We start from the raw sequence: 17226 nt of genomic DNA on the forward strand, positions 1-17226 counted from the left end.
TTAAAAACTCTAATTGCTTTCCTTCATCGATCAAACTTTTAACAAAGTCTGCAGCATCTTTGCCATTATATTTTCAACAGGTTATTAATTGCTGAGACTGATTGTAAATGTTTCATCGCTTGATATATTATTTGACAGCTTCCCGTATTCTTACTAATTTAGTCAATAATCCTTCTAATAAGTCCAGTTTCAGCATATTAGCCCCATCACTTTTGGCTACTGCCGGGTTTTCGTGAGTTTCAATAAATAGTCCGTCGGCGCCTACGGCGATACCAGCTTTTGCAACAGTTTCAATCAGTTGTGGCATTCCACCTGTCACGCCACTGGTCTGATTCGGTTGTTGCAATGAGTGAGTAACGTCCAATATCACAGGATAACCGAATGATTGCATTTCAGGAATACCACGATAATCAATTACTAAATCCTGATAACCGAAAGTCGTACCACGTTCAGTCAGCATCACATTTTTGTTTCCAGCTTCCACCACTTTATCTGCTGCAAATTGCATAGCGATAGGAGAGAGAAATTGTCCTTTTTTGATATTTATGATTTTCCCAGTTTTTGCAGCTGCAATCAGAAGATCAGTTTGACGGCAAAGAAATGCTGGAATCTGGAGTATATCTACATATTCTGCGGCCATTTCTGCTTCGTCGGCTGCATGAATGTCTGTTACGGTAGGAACACCGAAAGTATCATGCACTTTTTTCAGAATTTTGAGTGCTTTCTCATCACCGATGCCCATAAAAGAATCCATACGTGAACGGTTTGCTTTGCGGTAAGAACCTTTGAATACATAAGGAATCTTCAGAGATTCAGTGATTTTGACTACACGTTCTGCAATACGCATTGCCATATCTTCGCCTTCTATCACACATGGACCTGCCAGCAAAAAGAAATTATTAGCAGGATTGTTTTTAAGTTCTATCATTTTAGTATTTACAAATTACGAGTTACAAAATTACAGTCTTTCTAATTAATAGGATTAAACAGATAGGTTCATTTTACTCTATTTATCGCTTATTTAGGAATAATCAGTGTTGTCTTCTCTAAAAGTACACCTATTTCTAACGGGAAATGTTTTGGTAAAAGACGACCATCTAAATCTACGGAAGCATTTTGTGCACGTAGGACTTTAACTTTTCGTGTCCGGTAACTTTTCACCGTCTTATGATTCAAAATTCTTCCTTGAATCAACATCCATAGTCCAGAAATGATTTGCAAAAATTCCGGCCGATAGATAACAGATACATCCAACCAGCCGTTATAAGGTACAGCACTCGGTGTTTGTCCCCATCCCCATGCACTACCTACACAGACAGTCATGATACGTCCGCGGATATGTTCGTCATTGATCCGAAGATGCATGCGATAGAGTTTCCGTTCAAATATCAACGAAAATAGTGCAGCTAAGTATGATAAAAATTTAACTCCCCAAAAACGTTTGGTCTGATCAGTGATTTTTACGATTCGTGCACCTAGACCAATATTGACAGCATTGAGGAAATAGCGACGTTGATGATCTTGCCCATCATAATAAGAGCAGTAACCTACATCTATTTTTTTGAGACGATGATTGATAATACAATCTACAGCTGTTTTATATTCGGTAGTAAGTCCCCAGTATTTAGCAAAGTCATTTCCAATTCCATTCGGAATGATACCAAGAGCGATATTATCTTTATCTTCAGCATCAGAGAGCATAATTCCATTGATAGCATCATTCAGCGCACCATCACCACCTACAATAACAATTGTACGATAACCATTATTAGCAAGAATTTTGGATAGGCGTTCCACTGAACCGAAACCCTCGGATTGTACATAGTCATAATTGACACCTTTACCGTCCATATACTCCTTGATCTCTTTCCATCGTTTCTGTACCTTGCGGGTACCGGCTTTAGGGTTGTAAATAACTCCCCATTTTCCTGGTTCTACACTCATATAAAACTAATAAATATGCGACAAAGATACTAAAACTCTTGCAGTTTATCTAATACAAATGCTATCTTTTCTTCCATAGGTAACTCTGCACTAATCCAATGGATGGTAAATCCTCTCCGTTCCATGCCACGAAACCAGGTCATCTGACGCTTGGCAAACTGATGAATAGCTGTTTCCAAACCTGTGAACATCTCTTCATAAGTTAGTTTTCCTATGACATGTAATGTCAGGTATTTATATTCCAAACCGTAATAAATCAGATCATCCGGAGCGATTCCCTGCGCGATTAGATGCCGTACTTCATCCACCATTCCTTCAGCCAATCGTTGCTTTAAACGGCGGGTAATTTTTTCACGTCTTAATTCCCGATCGATGTTTACACCAATAATAAGACTGTTCAGCTTTGGAAATTCCTGTTCAGGGACTGGATGAGCCATATAATACTCTTCAATTTCTATGGCGCGTATTGCACGTTTTACGGTATCTACATCCGTAGAGTTGTGCAGAGTCTTATATTGGCTTAACATACTGGTTAATTCTTTAAGGGAATAATTAGCTAGGCGGGCACGTAATTTCGGGTCCTCAGGTACAGGCAGTAGCTTATAACCTTTCAGTACAGCTTCAAGATACATTCCTGTTCCTCCACATAAAACGGGGAGACAGCGTTTTTGTTTGATAGAATCGTAAGAAATAAGGAAATCCCGTTGATATTCGAATACATTGTATTTATATCCGGGATTGGCAATGTCGATCAGGTGATACGGAATAGTATGTCCGTTAATTGTGTAATCGGCCAAGTCCTTTCCGGTACCTAGGTCCATACCCCGATAAATCTGACGGGAGTCGGCACTGATAATTTCTGTATTTAATTTGTGAGCCAGAGCGGTGGCAAATGGTGTTTTGCCCGAAGCGGTGGGCCCGAGTATGGCAATTAAATCATAGTCCGGCATAGTTTCATTCTTTAAAATGTCGGGCAAAATTACGAAATTATCTGATATAAAGGCGTTCCTGTATCTATGTTTTTAGGTTATTTATTGATCGTTTGTTGAACATGATAAACTTTTCCATTTTTATCCACTCCTTCAATGATGATAGTCTGAGGAGCCTTGCTATCTGCTGTATAGTATTCTATCGTGGCTTTCCCTTCGTTATCGAATTGTAAAGATGGATTCCAGTAAATAGTAGTTCGTAGATCTGATTTCGCGAGGTCCGTTTTTTCAGGAAAAGCGTAAGTCGGATGGTAGAATTCTACAGTATCACAATATCCTAATGGGGTATAGGTTGCAATGCCTGGTACTGGTTTCCTTGGAATGTTTTTCGGGTCTTTTAAAGTGATGACGATAGCACCTGCTGCAGCACGAGGACCCAAAATCATTGTATCTGTTTCACGAAGAAGGCTTATGCTTGATATATTATCTGCAAAAATATCTTTTAATATATAATCATCATTGTCATAAATGATATCATTAATAACGATTGCCGGTTGATCGGCATTATTTCGGATATGTAATTCACTTCCATTTGAAACGGTAACTCCCGGAAGATTGATGGCAATATCGTAAGCTGTTCGTCCTGCATATTGTTTTAGTCTGTCTCCTTCAAGAGTATAGGTATTGATACCGCCTGTATAAATACTTTTGGAACTGGCTTTTTCGCGCTTGGCAGTTACAAGAACTTCTTTGAGGTTATAAACGCGCATACCTCCCTCCATGTAATATTGGTCACGAGTGTTGAGCAGATAATCCTGCATTAAAGTAGGCATTCCGTTGTAGAACGGACTCTTATGATATATCTTTGGATATTGGAGTGTATCCATTTCGATTTCAACTCCGGGAAATCCTTTTTGGGTACGTGCTTGGACAACAAACGTAGTACTATCTTTGAATGAAGTGTTGATAACAAATTCTCCCTTTTCGTCAGTAATGGTCGTTTCAAATATGTTTTCTTTGGGTGCTAAAGCGTAAATAGGTCCCTTTTTTACATTATTGCCAAAGAAACCCCTGATTCGGCCACTAATTGTTTGTCCCTGTTCTATATAATTCTTGAAATTTAATGAAGGAGGGATAACGAGATTTTTGAGAATATGTCTTCTCCATCCATGTGTCATCATCAAGAAGTCCAATGCACGAAGTGTTTTAAAATCTTGGTTAAGGAAATAATATCCAGGATTTTCTATGTATCCTTTCAAGTCAGAAGTTAGCAGGAGATTTGATGAAATATTATCGGCAAGAGAATCGGGTTGAACTTTTTGTCGGTCTGTAATGCTAATAGAAAAACTACCAGCAATAGGATTGTTATTATAGTCTTTTCCTGAAATTTGTAGAGATACTTTTTCTTTTTTGCCATAAGAAGGTTTGTCAGTAACAATCTGCCATTGACCGGATTTTCTGTCGGGGACGAATATTAACCGTTCACTAAGAGTATTTCCTCTTCCGTCGATTAATAAAAAATGAGTAATTCCTTCCTGAAACAAACTATCATTCATTCTTCCGAAAGTACTGGGTGGATTGATCGGTTGTAAGATCGTAAGTTTCTCCCGGGTATGGGCAACTAAAAATAGTTTTTGAGGCCATTCAGTGGTTTCTGTTTTTTGAATTTCAAAACGTATGTCATCGCGACGATGTGTCATAGAAAGAGCAATACCTTTTTCTTCTACAGTGGGGAGATTAAAACGTTTCGTGATTCCGTCACTGCTCTTGATCATGGCATAATAAGCGTCCGGAACAATCGTACTCAATGTGAAAACTCCCATTCCATCATGTTCTGAACGAAAAGAACTTAAGGTGTCTCCTTTGGAATTAAAGAGAGTACCCTCCACTTCTTTGGAGAAACCATCTGATCCTTGTGCTTTAAAAGCTACATTTTGATGAGAAATGGCAAGCAAAGCACCACCCTCCGGGAAGAATGTAACATCGAAATCCTTCCCAAAAACAGGTAGATAGAAAACTTTCTTATAAATGTATTCCGGATCATCAAACACTACTTCAATACTACGGTTAGCAGTTGGTTTCAAGTCGGGAAGAGAAATAGATATCAGACCTTTTGAGTCTGTTTGTCTTTTCCCTTTATCTTTTACTTTTCCGTTTTCAATGTAACGATAACGAATATTGGTGTTAATGAAAGGTTCTTGCGTATTACTGCTGAATTTTATTTTTGCAGTATAATGCGTTTCATCCTCCTTTTGGTATTCTATGGTTGAAATAATCGTATTGTCGATGGAATTTCCGATTTTCAGATTACATGAATAGATGAAGTCAGGATCCTCATTCAACATCCAACTGCTATATCCTCTCAGATAATAATCTCCGGCTGGGAGAGTAGCGGGTAACGTAAAAGCATTATGAAATCCCAAGGAGTCACGTCGAACCTTCCTGCGTTCCAGAACTGAGTCAGAACGATTGATTAGTTCAGTAATGATGAAGTTGCTTTGAGAGTTATCTTGATGAGTAGTGGCATTTACAAGATATCCTTTAAACCATATCTTTTCACCTGCTCCATAATAAGGTTTGTCCAAATGCAGATATAACTTTTCATTGGGTATTTTTTCCCGGATATTGAAGTTAGCGATAATCGTATCTTGCATTTCTTGTGCTGATAACGATGAGAAGCATAGCAACATTCCAAGAGCTATCTTTATACTGCTTCTTTTGGGCAAAGAGATGATTTTGCTTGTCATAGTGTATTTGTATTTTAATTTTTATGCATCCAGATTGAGATAACTTTTCGTCTGACTGCTAATATATTAATCATGGAGACGATAAGAAATAAGAAAATTCCCATGCTGATTGCTACCCATAATGAACCTGTTTCCAATTGAGGAAAGAGCAAACGGATACTGTTTATATAATAGGTACGTATCCAGGATACAATGCCAATAGATAATAAGAGTACAATGACGTTTAGCCCTACTGTCAATATCTGGTATGGTAAAGCAACCCTGACAGGACTGTATCCGATTAACAACAAACTTTCCAGTTTGGTGGTGTTCTTTTGAAGTAATAGGAAGATGCTTAACATTAGAATATAGAATGACAGAACACTGATAAATAATCCTACTCCTAGTACAATACCAACGACCAAGCGAAGGAAATAAGTTGTTTTTCCTGCATCCAGTTTTCCGTCTTCTGTCTCATAGCCTTTTTGTTGGAAATAGTTGGCGATGGCCGAGTCGGCAGGATTATTTACTTCGATAATCAAACGTGCCGGTTGTGCTTCTATGTTCGGTGCAAATTTTTTATTTGCCCAATCCATAAATGATTGAGGAACTAAAATGGTATTTAAGCGGTTTGAGAAACCGACAATATTTCCTTTGAATTGTTCTACTTGCCCGTTGCCACGTAAAATGATGTTCATTTGGATGAGGCTTATTAATCCTTCCGAAATTTTGGGTAAGCTACGACTTTGGGCAAATCCGAAATTATATAGATTCAGATAATTGCGGGGAATAATAATCGGTATTTCTTGTACTTCTTTGTCGAAGTGCCATTTGTCGAGATTGATGTCTACAAATTCATCGGGTACTGATTCAAAGAACATCTCAGTTGAGAGGTTGATACCTGTTTCTTGCATTCCTAAACCTGCCGAGACTTTGAATTGTGAAGGAGTGAAAGCACCTATCGTTTTAGTGAACGGTTGTTTTTTCAGATCGGCAATTTCTTCAGGAGAGAAAGCATTATTTTTATTGATAAAAGTGCCAAGCGTACTCACTTTCTTTGTAGCAATAATGAAATCTTTTTTCATAAAACTATCTCCTTTTGTGAATACTGGAATGACATCTTTGTAGAATTGCACGCTGAGCAATACGATCATCATACCGAACAGATTGGCTAAAAAGAAACCGGCTAATTGACCGATATTTATATGTTGGCGGAGAAGTTTCCAGACAAGAGTGTTCATTTACAATCTTCTTATTTATGGTTTACATATAAAGGGTTCATCAAGCATTTTACTTTGGAAAGTGTGTTATAGTTGCAACACCCGATTGTAAGGCAATTCAATATGCTTTCCAATAGAGGTTACAATCACTCCGGCACTTTGCATTTCAGCTTCAGCAATGATGAGTTCGCCCATTATTCGGCTATTCTCATCATCGAGATGACTGATAGGTTCATCCAGAAAAATAAAGTCGAAAGGTTGGCAGAGTGCACGTATAAAGGCAACTCGTTGTTGTTGCCCAAAAGAAAGTTTCCCTGCTTTCACGTACAATTTATCGGTAATGCCCAATTTTTCAAACAGCGATAAAATTTCTTTTTTCTTTTTATATCCCGTCAGGTTATTTTTTAATTGTACATTTTCAAGAGCAGTAAGCTCAGTAAAGATGCGTAAATCTTGAAAAAGCATACTCAATGAATGTTTTCTCAGGTGAACCCATTGATTCACAGAGTATGCTTTGATATTGGTATCATCGAAATTGATAATCCCTTGATAGTCGTTGCGATTGCCATAAATGTAGCTACACAACGATGATTTTCCGGTACCGGAAGCGGCCTCTATCAAGTACATCTCACCTTTCTGAAAGGTGAGATTCTGATGCCATACATCTGAGGTTACCGAATTACGGTCAGCAAACACTTGGGGCAGTGTTTGCTGGAGGTGAATACTATTCATACCGTTCATTTGCAGATTACATGCCGGCAAATTGTTTGGCAGAATCTACTATTTGTTTAAGTGCATTAACATTTTTATCTTTCAGGCAAAGAGCAACTTCGTTGACTTCACTTTCTGAACTAGAAGACAAATAGGAAATCTGAGAAGCTAAATCAAAATATGTTTTAGCCTCTTTGCCTCCAAAGCCTGTTACCATTTTTACAATAGGCAAGTCCAGAATAGCTTCTACATTAACAGCTATAAACATATTCTTATCTTTCATGCCGGAAGCGTACGGAGTATCTTTGATAGACTTATCTTCTGTCTTACCAATATTCTTATAGAGCAGTTCGTCATTAGTGGCGTACATAAATTTATCTTTTACTCCGAAGAATACATTCATATTTTTCGTTTTGTAAACATACTCATTTTTGCCTAATTCAATAATATCTTCTCCTTTTTTTAATCCTAGGTTTTGTTTGTTTTTATAGAGAGCTTCAAGTACAGAGCCATTTTTCATTTCTGCATAAGCTGCAAAAGTAGGCATGCTGGTCATAGTTACATTGATCAGCCCACCAGAGATATCGCCATTGAAGGAGCTGAATAAATCCTTTATTTCAGCAGCCTTTGCGATAGATACTTGGTCGCGAAATTCTGCATTCTCGTTGATTATATTATATATTGCTTCTCCATTGACTCCTGCATTGAAGAACATTAATGTAGATGCCGGGAAGTATTTCGTAAATGTATTATTTGATTTTTTAAAAGCTTCTTGTTGCTTCTTAATCAGAGCTTTTGCTTCATCATTTTCTGTATAATTTTCAGTCTTGAGCACAATACGTCCTTTTTCAAAATTCAGTCCACCTAACAACGTGATGTCTTCTAATTTAATATTAGGAGGAAGTGCTAAACTGACTGGTTCTCTGTATTTTTTTGGAGTAGCCATCATAGAAACGAAGAAATTGATATCGTTCTTTGCCTTTATTACTCTCTGGAAAGCAGCGGATTTAACAATGCTGCTATCGGGCGTTTGTTTCATCAAGTTTCCGATTGCTTTCTTAGCTTCTTCTGTCTGTGTGTGTCCATTTACTGCAACGATCATGATTGCAGAATTGTTGAAAGCAATTAAGCTACCATTCATGGTAGTAAACCTATAATCTTCAGTTTCTGTAATGGGTTGAATAAGTTGTTCCTTAAGCATTATGTCTAAAGAAGAATTCAGGTCGTCTTCGTTATTTATTTTGGCTACCACTGTAGGATAAGGAAAAGTAGGAGAAGTAAATATATAGAATGGCGATCCCACATCAATTCCCGATTCACTGGGAGACTTTATCACTTTTTCCAGTTGCTGGAAGGTCGCTGCATTCATTCCGCTTTTCAATGCGTCCAGTACTTTTTGTTTAGCTGCTTCATTTTCTTTATCATTTAATCCGGCTTTGTCAATTAACGATTTCAAATCGATAGCTGCTACAGCCGAAGCATCAGAAGGTATTACGTTTGTATATTCCGATTGTTTGGAACATGCTGCGAGAAAAACAATCAGTACTGCCAGTGCTGAGAGTTGTGAAATCATTTTCTTTACCATACTATATTTTTTTAATGTTAAGCAATTATTGATTCATCAGATTCAGTGTGTGGCAAGCTACCAATGCGGCTGTTTCTGTTCGAAGTCGAGATTTCCCGAGGCTGATTGGGATAAAGCCATGTTCAATAGCTTTCCTGACTTCCTCTTCACTAAAGTCTCCCTCCGGACCAATCAGAACAAGAGCGTCCTCTCCGGAATTCAATTTATTTTTTAAAAACGGTTTTTCCCCTTCATAACAATGAGCAATAAACTTCTGTCCTTGAAACTCCTGAGTAATAAACTTATCAAAGTCAATCATTTCGTTGAGTTTGGGCAGACGAGCTTTTAGAGATTGCTTGATGGCGGAAACCAGAATCTTTTCAATGCGCTCTGTCTTAATTACTTTCCGTTCCGAAAACCGGCAATTAAGAAAAGTCAGTTCATCAAATCCTATTTCTGTCGCTTTTTCTACAAACCATTCGTTACGATCCATATTTTTGGTGGGTGCCATAGCAATATGTAAATGGCAGGGCCAAAGTGGTGCCTGAAAAATAGTTTCTTTTATGGCAACGAGACAACGTTTGTTTGTTGCCGCCGTAATCTCTGCTTTATAAAAAAATCCTTTTCCGTCTGTCAGAGTTATCTCATTCCCGGTATTCAGGCGCAAAACGCGTGTACAGTGTTGAGCTTCCTCCTCTGGAAGTTCATTACTGGTCTGTATATTGGGAGTATAAAATACGTGCATAATAATTTATTGATTTTGATTTCTTACATTGATTTGATCCCGTATTTTAGCCGCCAGTTCATAATTTTCGGCCTTGATCGCTTTTTCTAATTCTTCTTCAAGTGATATGGAAGTGGCATTGGAAGGTACTGGGTTTTCCTGCTCCTCTTTGTTATTGCCGGAATCTTCATTACGGGGCCTTTCTTCATCTGACATATGGAGACATTCCCGTTCAAGGATCGAATCATATATAAGAATAGGACAGTCTGCACGCACAGCTAAAGCAATAGCATCTGAAGTACGTGCATCAATACGTGTAATTTCGTCGTCTTTTTTAAGGTAAATATAAGAAAAAAAGATACCTTCTTTTGCTTTGTAGATTAATACTCGGAGGAGACTTGCACCCATTACAGTAAGACTCGTCATAAACAAGTCATGAGTTAGAGGGCGAGGGGTTTTGATTCCTTTTAGGTACAAAGCTGTTGCTTGAGCTTCTGCGGGACCGATGATAATGGGCAACTGCCGTTCACCGTTAACTTCACCCAGCAACATGGCAAAAGCACCGACTTGTGCCTGGCTATTTGTGATATTTCTAACTTGTAATTCTATCTTTTTATCCATTGTTCTTTAACTTAATTTTCTAGCTTTCCTCGTTGGTGCTTGTATTTAAATACTAGTGCAAATAAAATGCCTATAACTAAGGCATAAGCTGCAAAAATAAGCCATATATCAACCCATTCGCGGCTAACTAACTGGCCATTAGCATATACAGAGAAAGCGTCTACAACAGCACCACTGGCATATCCTCCTATAATCGCGCCTAATCCGTTGGTCATCATGAAAAATAATCCTTGTGCACTGGCACGGATGGAAGAATTTGTCTCTTGTTCAACAAATAACGAACCTGAAATGTTGAAAAAATCAAAAGCCATGCCATAAACAATCATAGAAAGAATCAGCATCCATAAGCCACTTCCCGGATCTCCGAAACCGAACAATCCAAAACGGAATACCCACGCAAACATGCTGATAAGCATTACCTGCTTGATTCCGAAATGTTTCAGAAAGAAGGGTATGGCAAGAATGAATAATGTCTCAGACATCTGTGATATAGACAACAGGATTACCGAATGTTTCACACCAAATGAATCTGCGAATTCCGGAATATTGGCAAAGCTGCCGAGGAAGAGGTCTCCATAAGTATTTGTAATCTGTAGTGCCGCTCCCAAAAGCATGGAGAATAAGAAGAAAATAGCCATTTTCTTTCTTTTGAATAATACCAGTGCATCCAGCCCAAAAGAGGAAAGAAGTGATTTTCTTTCAGTCTTGGCAGGAGGGCAGGCTGGGAGAGTGAAAGAATACAGTCCCAACAATAAAGCAGATGCACCACCTACATAAAGTTGGGCACTTGAATTTTTAAAACCAGTAAGGTCTACCGCCCACATGGCGCAGATAAAACCGATAGTTCCCCATACGCGGATTGGAGGAAAATCTTTGATCAGATCGCATTTATATTGTTCCAATGCATTGTACGAGACGGTATTCGCAAGTGATAAAGTAGGCATATATACCAGCAGATTGAGTAGCATAGCCCAATACATTTGGTCGTATCCGGTAGCTGTAGAAGCGTAGAAAAGACATGCGGCACCTGCTATGTGGCAAAATCCGTATAAGCGTTCGGCATTGAACCATTTATCGGCAATAATGCCGATAATGCCGGGCATGATCAGGGAAGCAATTCCCATAGTGGCGAAAATGGCTCCAATTTGTCCTCCTTCAAAATGAAGTTCTCTACCCATATACCCGCCTAATGAAATTAACCATGAACCCCATACAAAGAATTGCAAGAAATTCATAATGATCAAACGAACTTTTACACTCATAACTTTTTTAATTTGTGTTTCTCTTTTATTGAATAATAGATGCAAATATAATATTTTCGTTGATTGAATGGTTAAGTAAATCGATAAAAAGGTAATATAATGGGATAAAAAGGGGTAAAATCGTAAAGAAAGGTATATAAAAAAGAAGGCTATCTATCCCAGACAGCCAATCTTTGTTAACCTTAAATCTAATACCATGAAAAACACAGTGCAAATATACTGCGTTTTATGTTATAGAACATAATGTTTTGATGAAAATCTTCTATTTATTAACTCTAATTAACTTTGTTGGTGCTTTAATTCTGTTATGTAATCCAAAAGTATCAAGGATTACTCAACGTACAGCACTAATCCCTTTAGGTATTCACCTTCCGGATGATAAATATTAACCGGATGATCGGCAGGTTGAGTCAACTGGTGAAGAATACGAACGCTACGACCTGACATAGCTGCTGCTGTGAATACTGCTGTACGGAAATTATCTTTGGTGACTACTTGCGAACAAGAGAATGTAAACAGGATACCTCCAGGTTTTATTTTCTCAAAAGCTTTTGCATTCAACTTTCGGTAGCCTTGCAGTGCATTTCTCAGTGCATCTTTGTGTTTGGCAAAAGCCGGTGGGTCAAGAATGATCAAATCATATTGATCTCCCATGCGGTCGAGATACTTGAAAGCATCTTCGGCAAAAGCCTCGTGACGCGGATCATTGGGAAAATTCAACTCCACGTTTTTATTCGTTAAGTCGATTGCTTTTGCAGAACTATCTACAGAATGAACAAGTTTAGCTCCTCCACGCATAGCATAAAACGAAAAACCGCCGGTATAGCAAAACATATTTAATACAGAACGGTCTTTTGCGTAACGTTCTAGCAATGAGCGATTCTCTCGTTGGTCTACAAAAAACCGGTTTTCTGTCCTTTCAACCAATCTACATGAAATTTCAGACCGTATTCCTGAGCCACGTTATCACTGCTCCCTCCTTTCAGGAAACCGTTTTCAGGGAAAAGGTCGGCTTTGAAAGGAAGAGTTGTTTCGGATTTATAATAAATGTTCTCGATTTTATCCCCCATTACTTCGGACAATGCTTCCGCAATAACCATACGGTCTATGTGCATTCCGGCAGAGTGTGCTTGCATGACAGCGGTTTTTGCATAAATGTCGATGACTAATCCAGGTAAATTGTCACCTTCTCCATGTACCAGACGATAAGTGTTGTTTGTCGGATTGACAGCGATACCAATGCTGCGGCGCATATCGTAGGCGATAGCAGTTTACGTTTCCAGAAATCCGGATTAATAGGTTCTTGTTGGAAAGAAAGCACTCGTACGGCTATACTTCCAATCTGGAAATGACCTTCGGCTATAAACTCTTTTTTAGAGGTATATACTTCTACTACTTCACCTTCTTCTGGTTCTCCGTCGATACGTGAAATAGCTCCGGAGAAAATCCAGGGGTGAAATCTTTTAAGAGACTCTTCTTTGCCGGGTTTGAGATATACTTTATGCATGGTCGTTTATTTTAGATAGAATAGAAATAAAATACTATTTTTCAATTATTTGTTAGCTGTAGCCGGTGAATTGGTAATTATTTCTTCCTCGGGTGAAGGAAGATTCTCAACTTCATAATCCCCTGTACGTTTCAGTTCCTGCAAGAGATTATAAATGTTAAGACATGCCCAAGCGTCAGTAGCGGCGTATTGTTTTTGTCCGTCACTTAATACGTCAGCTTCCCAATTGGATAACCGTTGTGATTTGGAGATCTTTTCTTTAAACAAGATGCCATATATTTTCTGTAAGCTTTTGTCTTGTATTCCAAATTGGCGTACATAATCCTGTAACTCGACACAATTCTTTTGATTAAAAGGAGCCCGCTTATGCAACATCATGAAATCATCTTTCAACGAAAGTCCCACTTTGATAATATTCGGATTTTCTAATAGATCAATGAGCGGCTGTATAAGTCCCATCATATTGAGGCGGAACAGAAAACAGCATTCATCAGAAGAAATCTGAAGGAGAGCTACCTTGTGAGATTGTCCTTTGGTAAAAGACGGACGTGTTTCGCTGTCAATACCCAATATGGGTTGGGACTGGAGATATGCAACCGCCTTGATTGTTTCCATTTCCGACTGGATAACATGAATTCGTCCCGGAAAAATAGTTTTCGGGAGATCTTTTATTTCGTCTTTATTTATAGTTCTTTTTAATATCATTTTGTTTATTCATCATCATGACAATGGCAGCCGTCTTCGTGGCAGTGACAATCATGATCATCGCAATGGCTTTCATCATAGTCGTGGCAATGGCAATCATCTTTTCCACAACAATAATCGTCATTGTCTGGTTCGTTATATTCTTCTTCGTTATTCTCATCCTCCTCATCATTCTGGTTGTATTTCACATCGTGAAGTGCACGTAGTGTATTCACTAGTTTCTGTCCCCAGAGCATTCCGAAGTTTTCCTGGCAGATGGCCAATGAATCGTTCATCGTTTCATTCAATCCAAGTTGGAAGACGAAAATAAAATCTTTAATATCCTGGTAGATATCAGCCAGATCTTCCGAAATAGATTTCTTGATGGGCTGATCGCTATAAGCCATGTCCTGTACGAATACATCCAGATAATCATCCTTTTCCCCCATTAAACCTACTAGGTTTATACGTAGAATTTCATAAATTTCTTCAGTGACATACGTTTCAGGAGCCTCGTCTCCAATAGTTTCGCATTTGGGAAGCATGGAAGCTTTTAGATAAAGTAGGGGCAATATTTTTAGTGACGTATCAACGAAAGCACTACGTTTCATACTTTCGGCACGTTCGAGAAATCTGCAAAACTCGGCAGCCACCGTTACAAATTCAATCACATTTTTTTCAAATATCGTTCGGCTCTCTTTTTCCATAATCAGCTTGATTTGAAACGCAAAGGTAAGAAAAAGGATTGAATGAGCGCAGCGCTCGTTATTTTTTTATTATTTTTGCGGCTTAGATTCAGATTCCAATTTATTAAAAGTTATAATGTTCATGGCAAAAAAGAAATTAGATAAGGAGGCAGATCAAACTCCATCTTCCCTTAGTAAGATTGTTGCGTATTTTAAGAATGAGACGATCCACTTTGTGATTGGATTGATGTTAGTTATCTTTTCTGTTTATTTATTGTTGGCATTTTCCTCGTTCTTTGCTACGGGAGCGGCTGATCAGAGTATCATTGATAGCGGAAATCCCGCTGATTTGGCAGCAGTAGATAACCATGTGAAGAACTATGCCGGTTCGCGTGGAGCGCAGTTGGCAAGCTATTTAATTAATGACTGTTTCGGAGTCTCTTCTTTCTTTATCCTTGTCTTTTTGGCAGTGGCAGGATTGAAGTTGATGCGAGTACGCATTGTCCGTTTATGGAAGTGGTTTATTGGCTGTACTCTCTTACTGGTTTGGTTCTTCCGTTTTTTCGGATTTGCTTTTATGAACCATTATCAGGATTCTTTTCTCTATTGGGGAGGTATGCATGGTTATAATGTGAGTCGTTGGCTGATATCTCAAATAGGTGTACCTGGTGTATGGATGCTTTTGTTGGTCACAGCGATTTGTTTCTTTATATATATGAGTGCACGAACTGTTGTTTGGCTACGCAAATTATTTGCGTTGAATTTCTTGAAACGGAAGCAAAAAGAAGAAGGTCAAGTGCCACCGATGGGAGAAACACAAGAGTTTACTACCTCTCAGCCACAGGAAGTGGAATTTAACCTGAAGAGAACTTATAAACAAAATTCTCCTGCACCGATAAAAGATGTACCAGTTGAAGAACCGCAGGATGATTCATTCTTATACACTTCAGAATCGGAGACAGTTTCTAAAGAAACTAATGAAGATGAAGTAACAATGGTTTTTGAACCGGCAGCTCCCAATACAACAGTTGTATCAACAGAAGACTCCGGCAATGGATTTGAACCGGGATTTGATGTAGAATCGGCTCCTGAAGAAGAAGAATACCAAGGTCCTGAAGTAGAACCTTATAACCCGACTAAAGATTTGGAGAATTACCGATTCCCGACTATCGACCTGATGAAGCATTTTGAGAATGATGATCCTACTATTGATATGGATGAGCAAAATGCAAATAAGGACCGTATTATCAATACATTACGTAGCTTTGGCATTGAGATTAGTACGATTAAAGCAACGGTGGGGCCTACGGTTACTCTGTATGAGATTACTCCTGAACAAGGAGTACGAATCTCTAAAATTCGCGGTTTGGAAGATGATATTGCATTGAGTTTGTCTGCTGACGGTATTCGTATCATTGCTCCGATACCGGGTAAAGGTACGATCGGTATTGAAGTTCCGAATAAGAATCCGAAGATAGTATCCGGCCAGAGCGTGATCGGAAGCAAGAAATTCCAAGAATCTAAATTTGATTTGCCGATTGTACTGGGTAAAACTATTACTAACGAGGTATTTATGTTCGACCTTTGCAAGATGCCACACGTGTTGGTGGCAGGTGCGACCGGTCAGGGTAAGTCTGTTGGATTGAATGCTATCATTACCTCTTTATTATATAAAAAACATCCGGCTGAGTTGAAGTTTGTATTGGTCGATCCCAAAAAAGTTGAGTTCAGTATCTATTCGGTTATTGAAAATCACTTCCTGGCGAAGCTTCCTGATGGAGGCGAACCAATTATTACCGATGTGACAAAAGTAGTTCAGACATTGAATTCGGTTTGTGTGGAAATGGATACGCGTTACGACCTACTGAAAATGGCTCATGTGCGTAATGTGAAAGAATATAATGATAAATTTATCAATCGTCGTCTGAACCCTGAAAAAGGGCATAAGTTTATGCCTTATATAGTGGTGGTGATCGATGAGTTTGGAGATTTGATTATGACTGCCGGTAAGGAGGTTGAACTTCCTATCGCCCGTATTGCACAGTTGGCACGTGCAGTTGGTATTCATATGATTATTGCTACACAGAGACCGACTACAAATATTATTACCGGTACGATTAAAGCCAATTTCCCGGCTCGTATTGCATTTCGCGTTTCTGCTATGATGGACTCTCGTACTATTCTTGACCGTCCGGGAGCCAATCGACTGATAGGTAAAGGGGATATGCTTTTCTTGCAAGGGGCTGATCCGGTACGTGTGCAATGTGCTTTTATCGATACGCCGGAAGTAGAAGAAATTACGAAGTTTATTGCCCGTCAGCAAGGTTATCCTACTCCGTTCTTCCTGCCTGAGTTTGTCAGTGAAGATAGTGGTAATGATGTGGGTGAAATAGATATGGGACGTCTTGATCCGTTGTTTGAAGATGCTGCCCGCTTGATTGTGATTCACCAGCAGGGGTCTACTTCATTAATTCAACGTAAATTTGCAATCGGTTACAATCGTGCCGGACGCATCATGGATCAGCTTGAAAAGGCTGGAATTGTAGGACCTACCCAAGGTAGCAAAGCGCGTGACGTACTTTGTATGGATGAGAATGATCTTGAAATGCGTTTGAACAATTTGCAATAAAAGAGCGTTATATAAGTAA

General features: G+C 38.8%; 13 protein-coding genes and 1 pseudogene. 1 reads left to right on the forward strand and 13 read right to left on the reverse strand.

The features are described 5' to 3' along the window. Positions 1-127: 127 nt before the first annotated feature. The 13 genes and pseudogenes from kdsA to JCM17102_RS05665 all read right to left on the reverse strand — a co-directional run bounded on the left by kdsA (position 128) and on the right by JCM17102_RS05665 (position 14599). Entirely contained in the window at positions 128-928 is an 801-nt protein-coding gene (kdsA, locus tag JCM17102_RS05605; RefSeq protein WP_025074332.1) for a 3-deoxy-8-phosphooctulonate synthase, read from the reverse strand. 89 nt (positions 929-1017) lie between these two features. After that, a complete protein-coding gene (locus JCM17102_RS05610) occupies positions 1018-1944 on the reverse strand; it encodes a diacylglycerol/lipid kinase family protein (protein WP_025074333.1) in 927 nt (308 codons plus the stop codon). Between the two features lie 29 nt (positions 1945-1973). Then, positions 1974-2894: a tRNA (adenosine(37)-N6)-dimethylallyltransferase MiaA gene (gene miaA / locus JCM17102_RS05615; RefSeq protein ID WP_025074334.1), complete on the reverse strand. Its 921-nt coding sequence runs from the start codon at positions 2892-2894 to the stop codon at positions 1974-1976. A 77-nt stretch (positions 2895-2971) separates the two neighbouring features. Then, positions 2972-5620, reverse strand: coding sequence for a TonB-dependent receptor plug domain-containing protein (locus JCM17102_RS05620; RefSeq protein WP_025074335.1), 2649 nt, complete (start codon positions 5618-5620; stop codon positions 2972-2974). A 14-nt stretch (positions 5621-5634) separates the two neighbouring features. Continuing rightward, positions 5635-6840, reverse strand: coding sequence for a transporter (locus JCM17102_RS05625; RefSeq protein WP_025074336.1), 1206 nt, complete (start codon positions 6838-6840; stop codon positions 5635-5637). Positions 6841-6906: 66 nt separating this feature from the next. Beyond that, on the reverse strand, positions 6907-7551 hold the full coding sequence (locus tag JCM17102_RS05630; RefSeq protein WP_025074337.1) for an ATP-binding cassette domain-containing protein: 645 nt from the start codon (positions 7549-7551) through the stop codon (positions 6907-6909). A gap of 16 nt (positions 7552-7567) precedes the next feature. Then, a complete protein-coding gene (locus tag JCM17102_RS05635; RefSeq protein WP_025074338.1) occupies positions 7568-9115 on the reverse strand; it encodes a DUF4836 family protein in 1548 nt (515 codons plus the stop codon). A gap of 25 nt (positions 9116-9140) precedes the next feature. Beyond that, on the reverse strand, positions 9141-9839 hold the full coding sequence (locus JCM17102_RS05640) for a 16S rRNA (uracil(1498)-N(3))-methyltransferase (RefSeq protein ID WP_025074339.1): 699 nt from the start codon (positions 9837-9839) through the stop codon (positions 9141-9143). Positions 9840-9845: 6 nt separating this feature from the next. Continuing rightward, positions 9846-10439: a bifunctional nuclease family protein gene (locus JCM17102_RS05645; protein WP_025074340.1), complete on the reverse strand. Its 594-nt coding sequence runs from the start codon at positions 10437-10439 to the stop codon at positions 9846-9848. 11 nt (positions 10440-10450) lie between these two features. After that, positions 10451-11701 (reverse strand): nucleoside permease, encoded by a 1251-nt coding sequence (locus JCM17102_RS05650; protein ID WP_025074341.1) that lies wholly within the window; start codon positions 11699-11701, stop codon positions 10451-10453. 330 nt (positions 11702-12031) lie between these two features. Beyond that, positions 12032-13208, reverse strand: a pseudogene (locus tag JCM17102_RS26370) (class I SAM-dependent rRNA methyltransferase). Positions 13209-13253: 45 nt separating this feature from the next. Further along, a complete protein-coding gene (locus JCM17102_RS05660; protein ID WP_025074342.1) occupies positions 13254-13913 on the reverse strand; it encodes a 3'-5' exonuclease in 660 nt (219 codons plus the stop codon). A gap of 5 nt (positions 13914-13918) precedes the next feature. Continuing rightward, positions 13919-14599 carry a DUF5063 domain-containing protein gene (locus JCM17102_RS05665; protein ID WP_025074343.1) on the reverse strand — a complete coding sequence of 227 codons (681 nt, stop codon included), beginning with the start codon at positions 14597-14599 and terminating at the stop codon, positions 13919-13921. Between the two features lie 121 nt (positions 14600-14720). Here JCM17102_RS05665 and JCM17102_RS05670 point away from each other — a divergent pair, with 121 nt between their 5' ends. Continuing rightward, positions 14721-17207 (forward strand): FtsK/SpoIIIE family DNA translocase, encoded by a 2487-nt coding sequence (locus JCM17102_RS05670; protein ID WP_025074344.1) that lies wholly within the window; start codon positions 14721-14723, stop codon positions 17205-17207. Positions 17208-17226: the final 19 nt, after the last annotated feature.

The sequence above is a fragment of the Bacteroides faecichinchillae JCM 17102 genome (assembly GCF_000614145.1).
In the GTDB taxonomy this organism is placed as follows: domain Bacteria; phylum Bacteroidota; class Bacteroidia; order Bacteroidales; family Bacteroidaceae; genus Bacteroides; species Bacteroides faecichinchillae.

Coding starts and splice junctions, on each gene's coding strand:
- JCM17102_RS05630 (WP_025074337.1), bottom strand. CDS start 7,551: ATGAATAGTATTCACCTCCAGCAAACACTGCCCCAAGTGTTTGCTGAC.
- kdsA (WP_025074332.1), bottom strand. CDS start 928: ATGATAGAACTTAAAAACAATCCTGCTAATAATTTCTTTTTGCTGGCA.
- JCM17102_RS05645 (WP_025074340.1), bottom strand. CDS start 10,439: ATGGATAAAAAGATAGAATTACAAGTTAGAAATATCACAAATAGCCAG.
- JCM17102_RS05670 (WP_025074344.1), top strand. CDS start 14,721: ATGGCAAAAAAGAAATTAGATAAGGAGGCAGATCAAACTCCATCTTCC.
- JCM17102_RS05625 (WP_025074336.1), bottom strand. CDS start 6,840: ATGAACACTCTTGTCTGGAAACTTCTCCGCCAACATATAAATATCGGT.
- miaA (WP_025074334.1), bottom strand. CDS start 2,894: ATGCCGGACTATGATTTAATTGCCATACTCGGGCCCACCGCTTCGGGC.
- JCM17102_RS05660 (WP_025074342.1), bottom strand. CDS start 13,913: ATGATATTAAAAAGAACTATAAATAAAGACGAAATAAAAGATCTCCCG.
- JCM17102_RS05640 (WP_025074339.1), bottom strand. CDS start 9,839: ATGCACGTATTTTATACTCCCAATATACAGACCAGTAATGAACTTCCA.
- JCM17102_RS05665 (WP_025074343.1), bottom strand. CDS start 14,599: ATGGAAAAAGAGAGCCGAACGATATTTGAAAAAAATGTGATTGAATTT.
- JCM17102_RS05650 (WP_025074341.1), bottom strand. CDS start 11,701: ATGAGTGTAAAAGTTCGTTTGATCATTATGAATTTCTTGCAATTCTTT.
- JCM17102_RS05620 (WP_025074335.1), bottom strand. CDS start 5,620: ATGACAAGCAAAATCATCTCTTTGCCCAAAAGAAGCAGTATAAAGATA.
- JCM17102_RS05635 (WP_025074338.1), bottom strand. CDS start 9,115: ATGGTAAAGAAAATGATTTCACAACTCTCAGCACTGGCAGTACTGATT.
- JCM17102_RS05610 (WP_025074333.1), bottom strand. CDS start 1,944: ATGAGTGTAGAACCAGGAAAATGGGGAGTTATTTACAACCCTAAAGCC.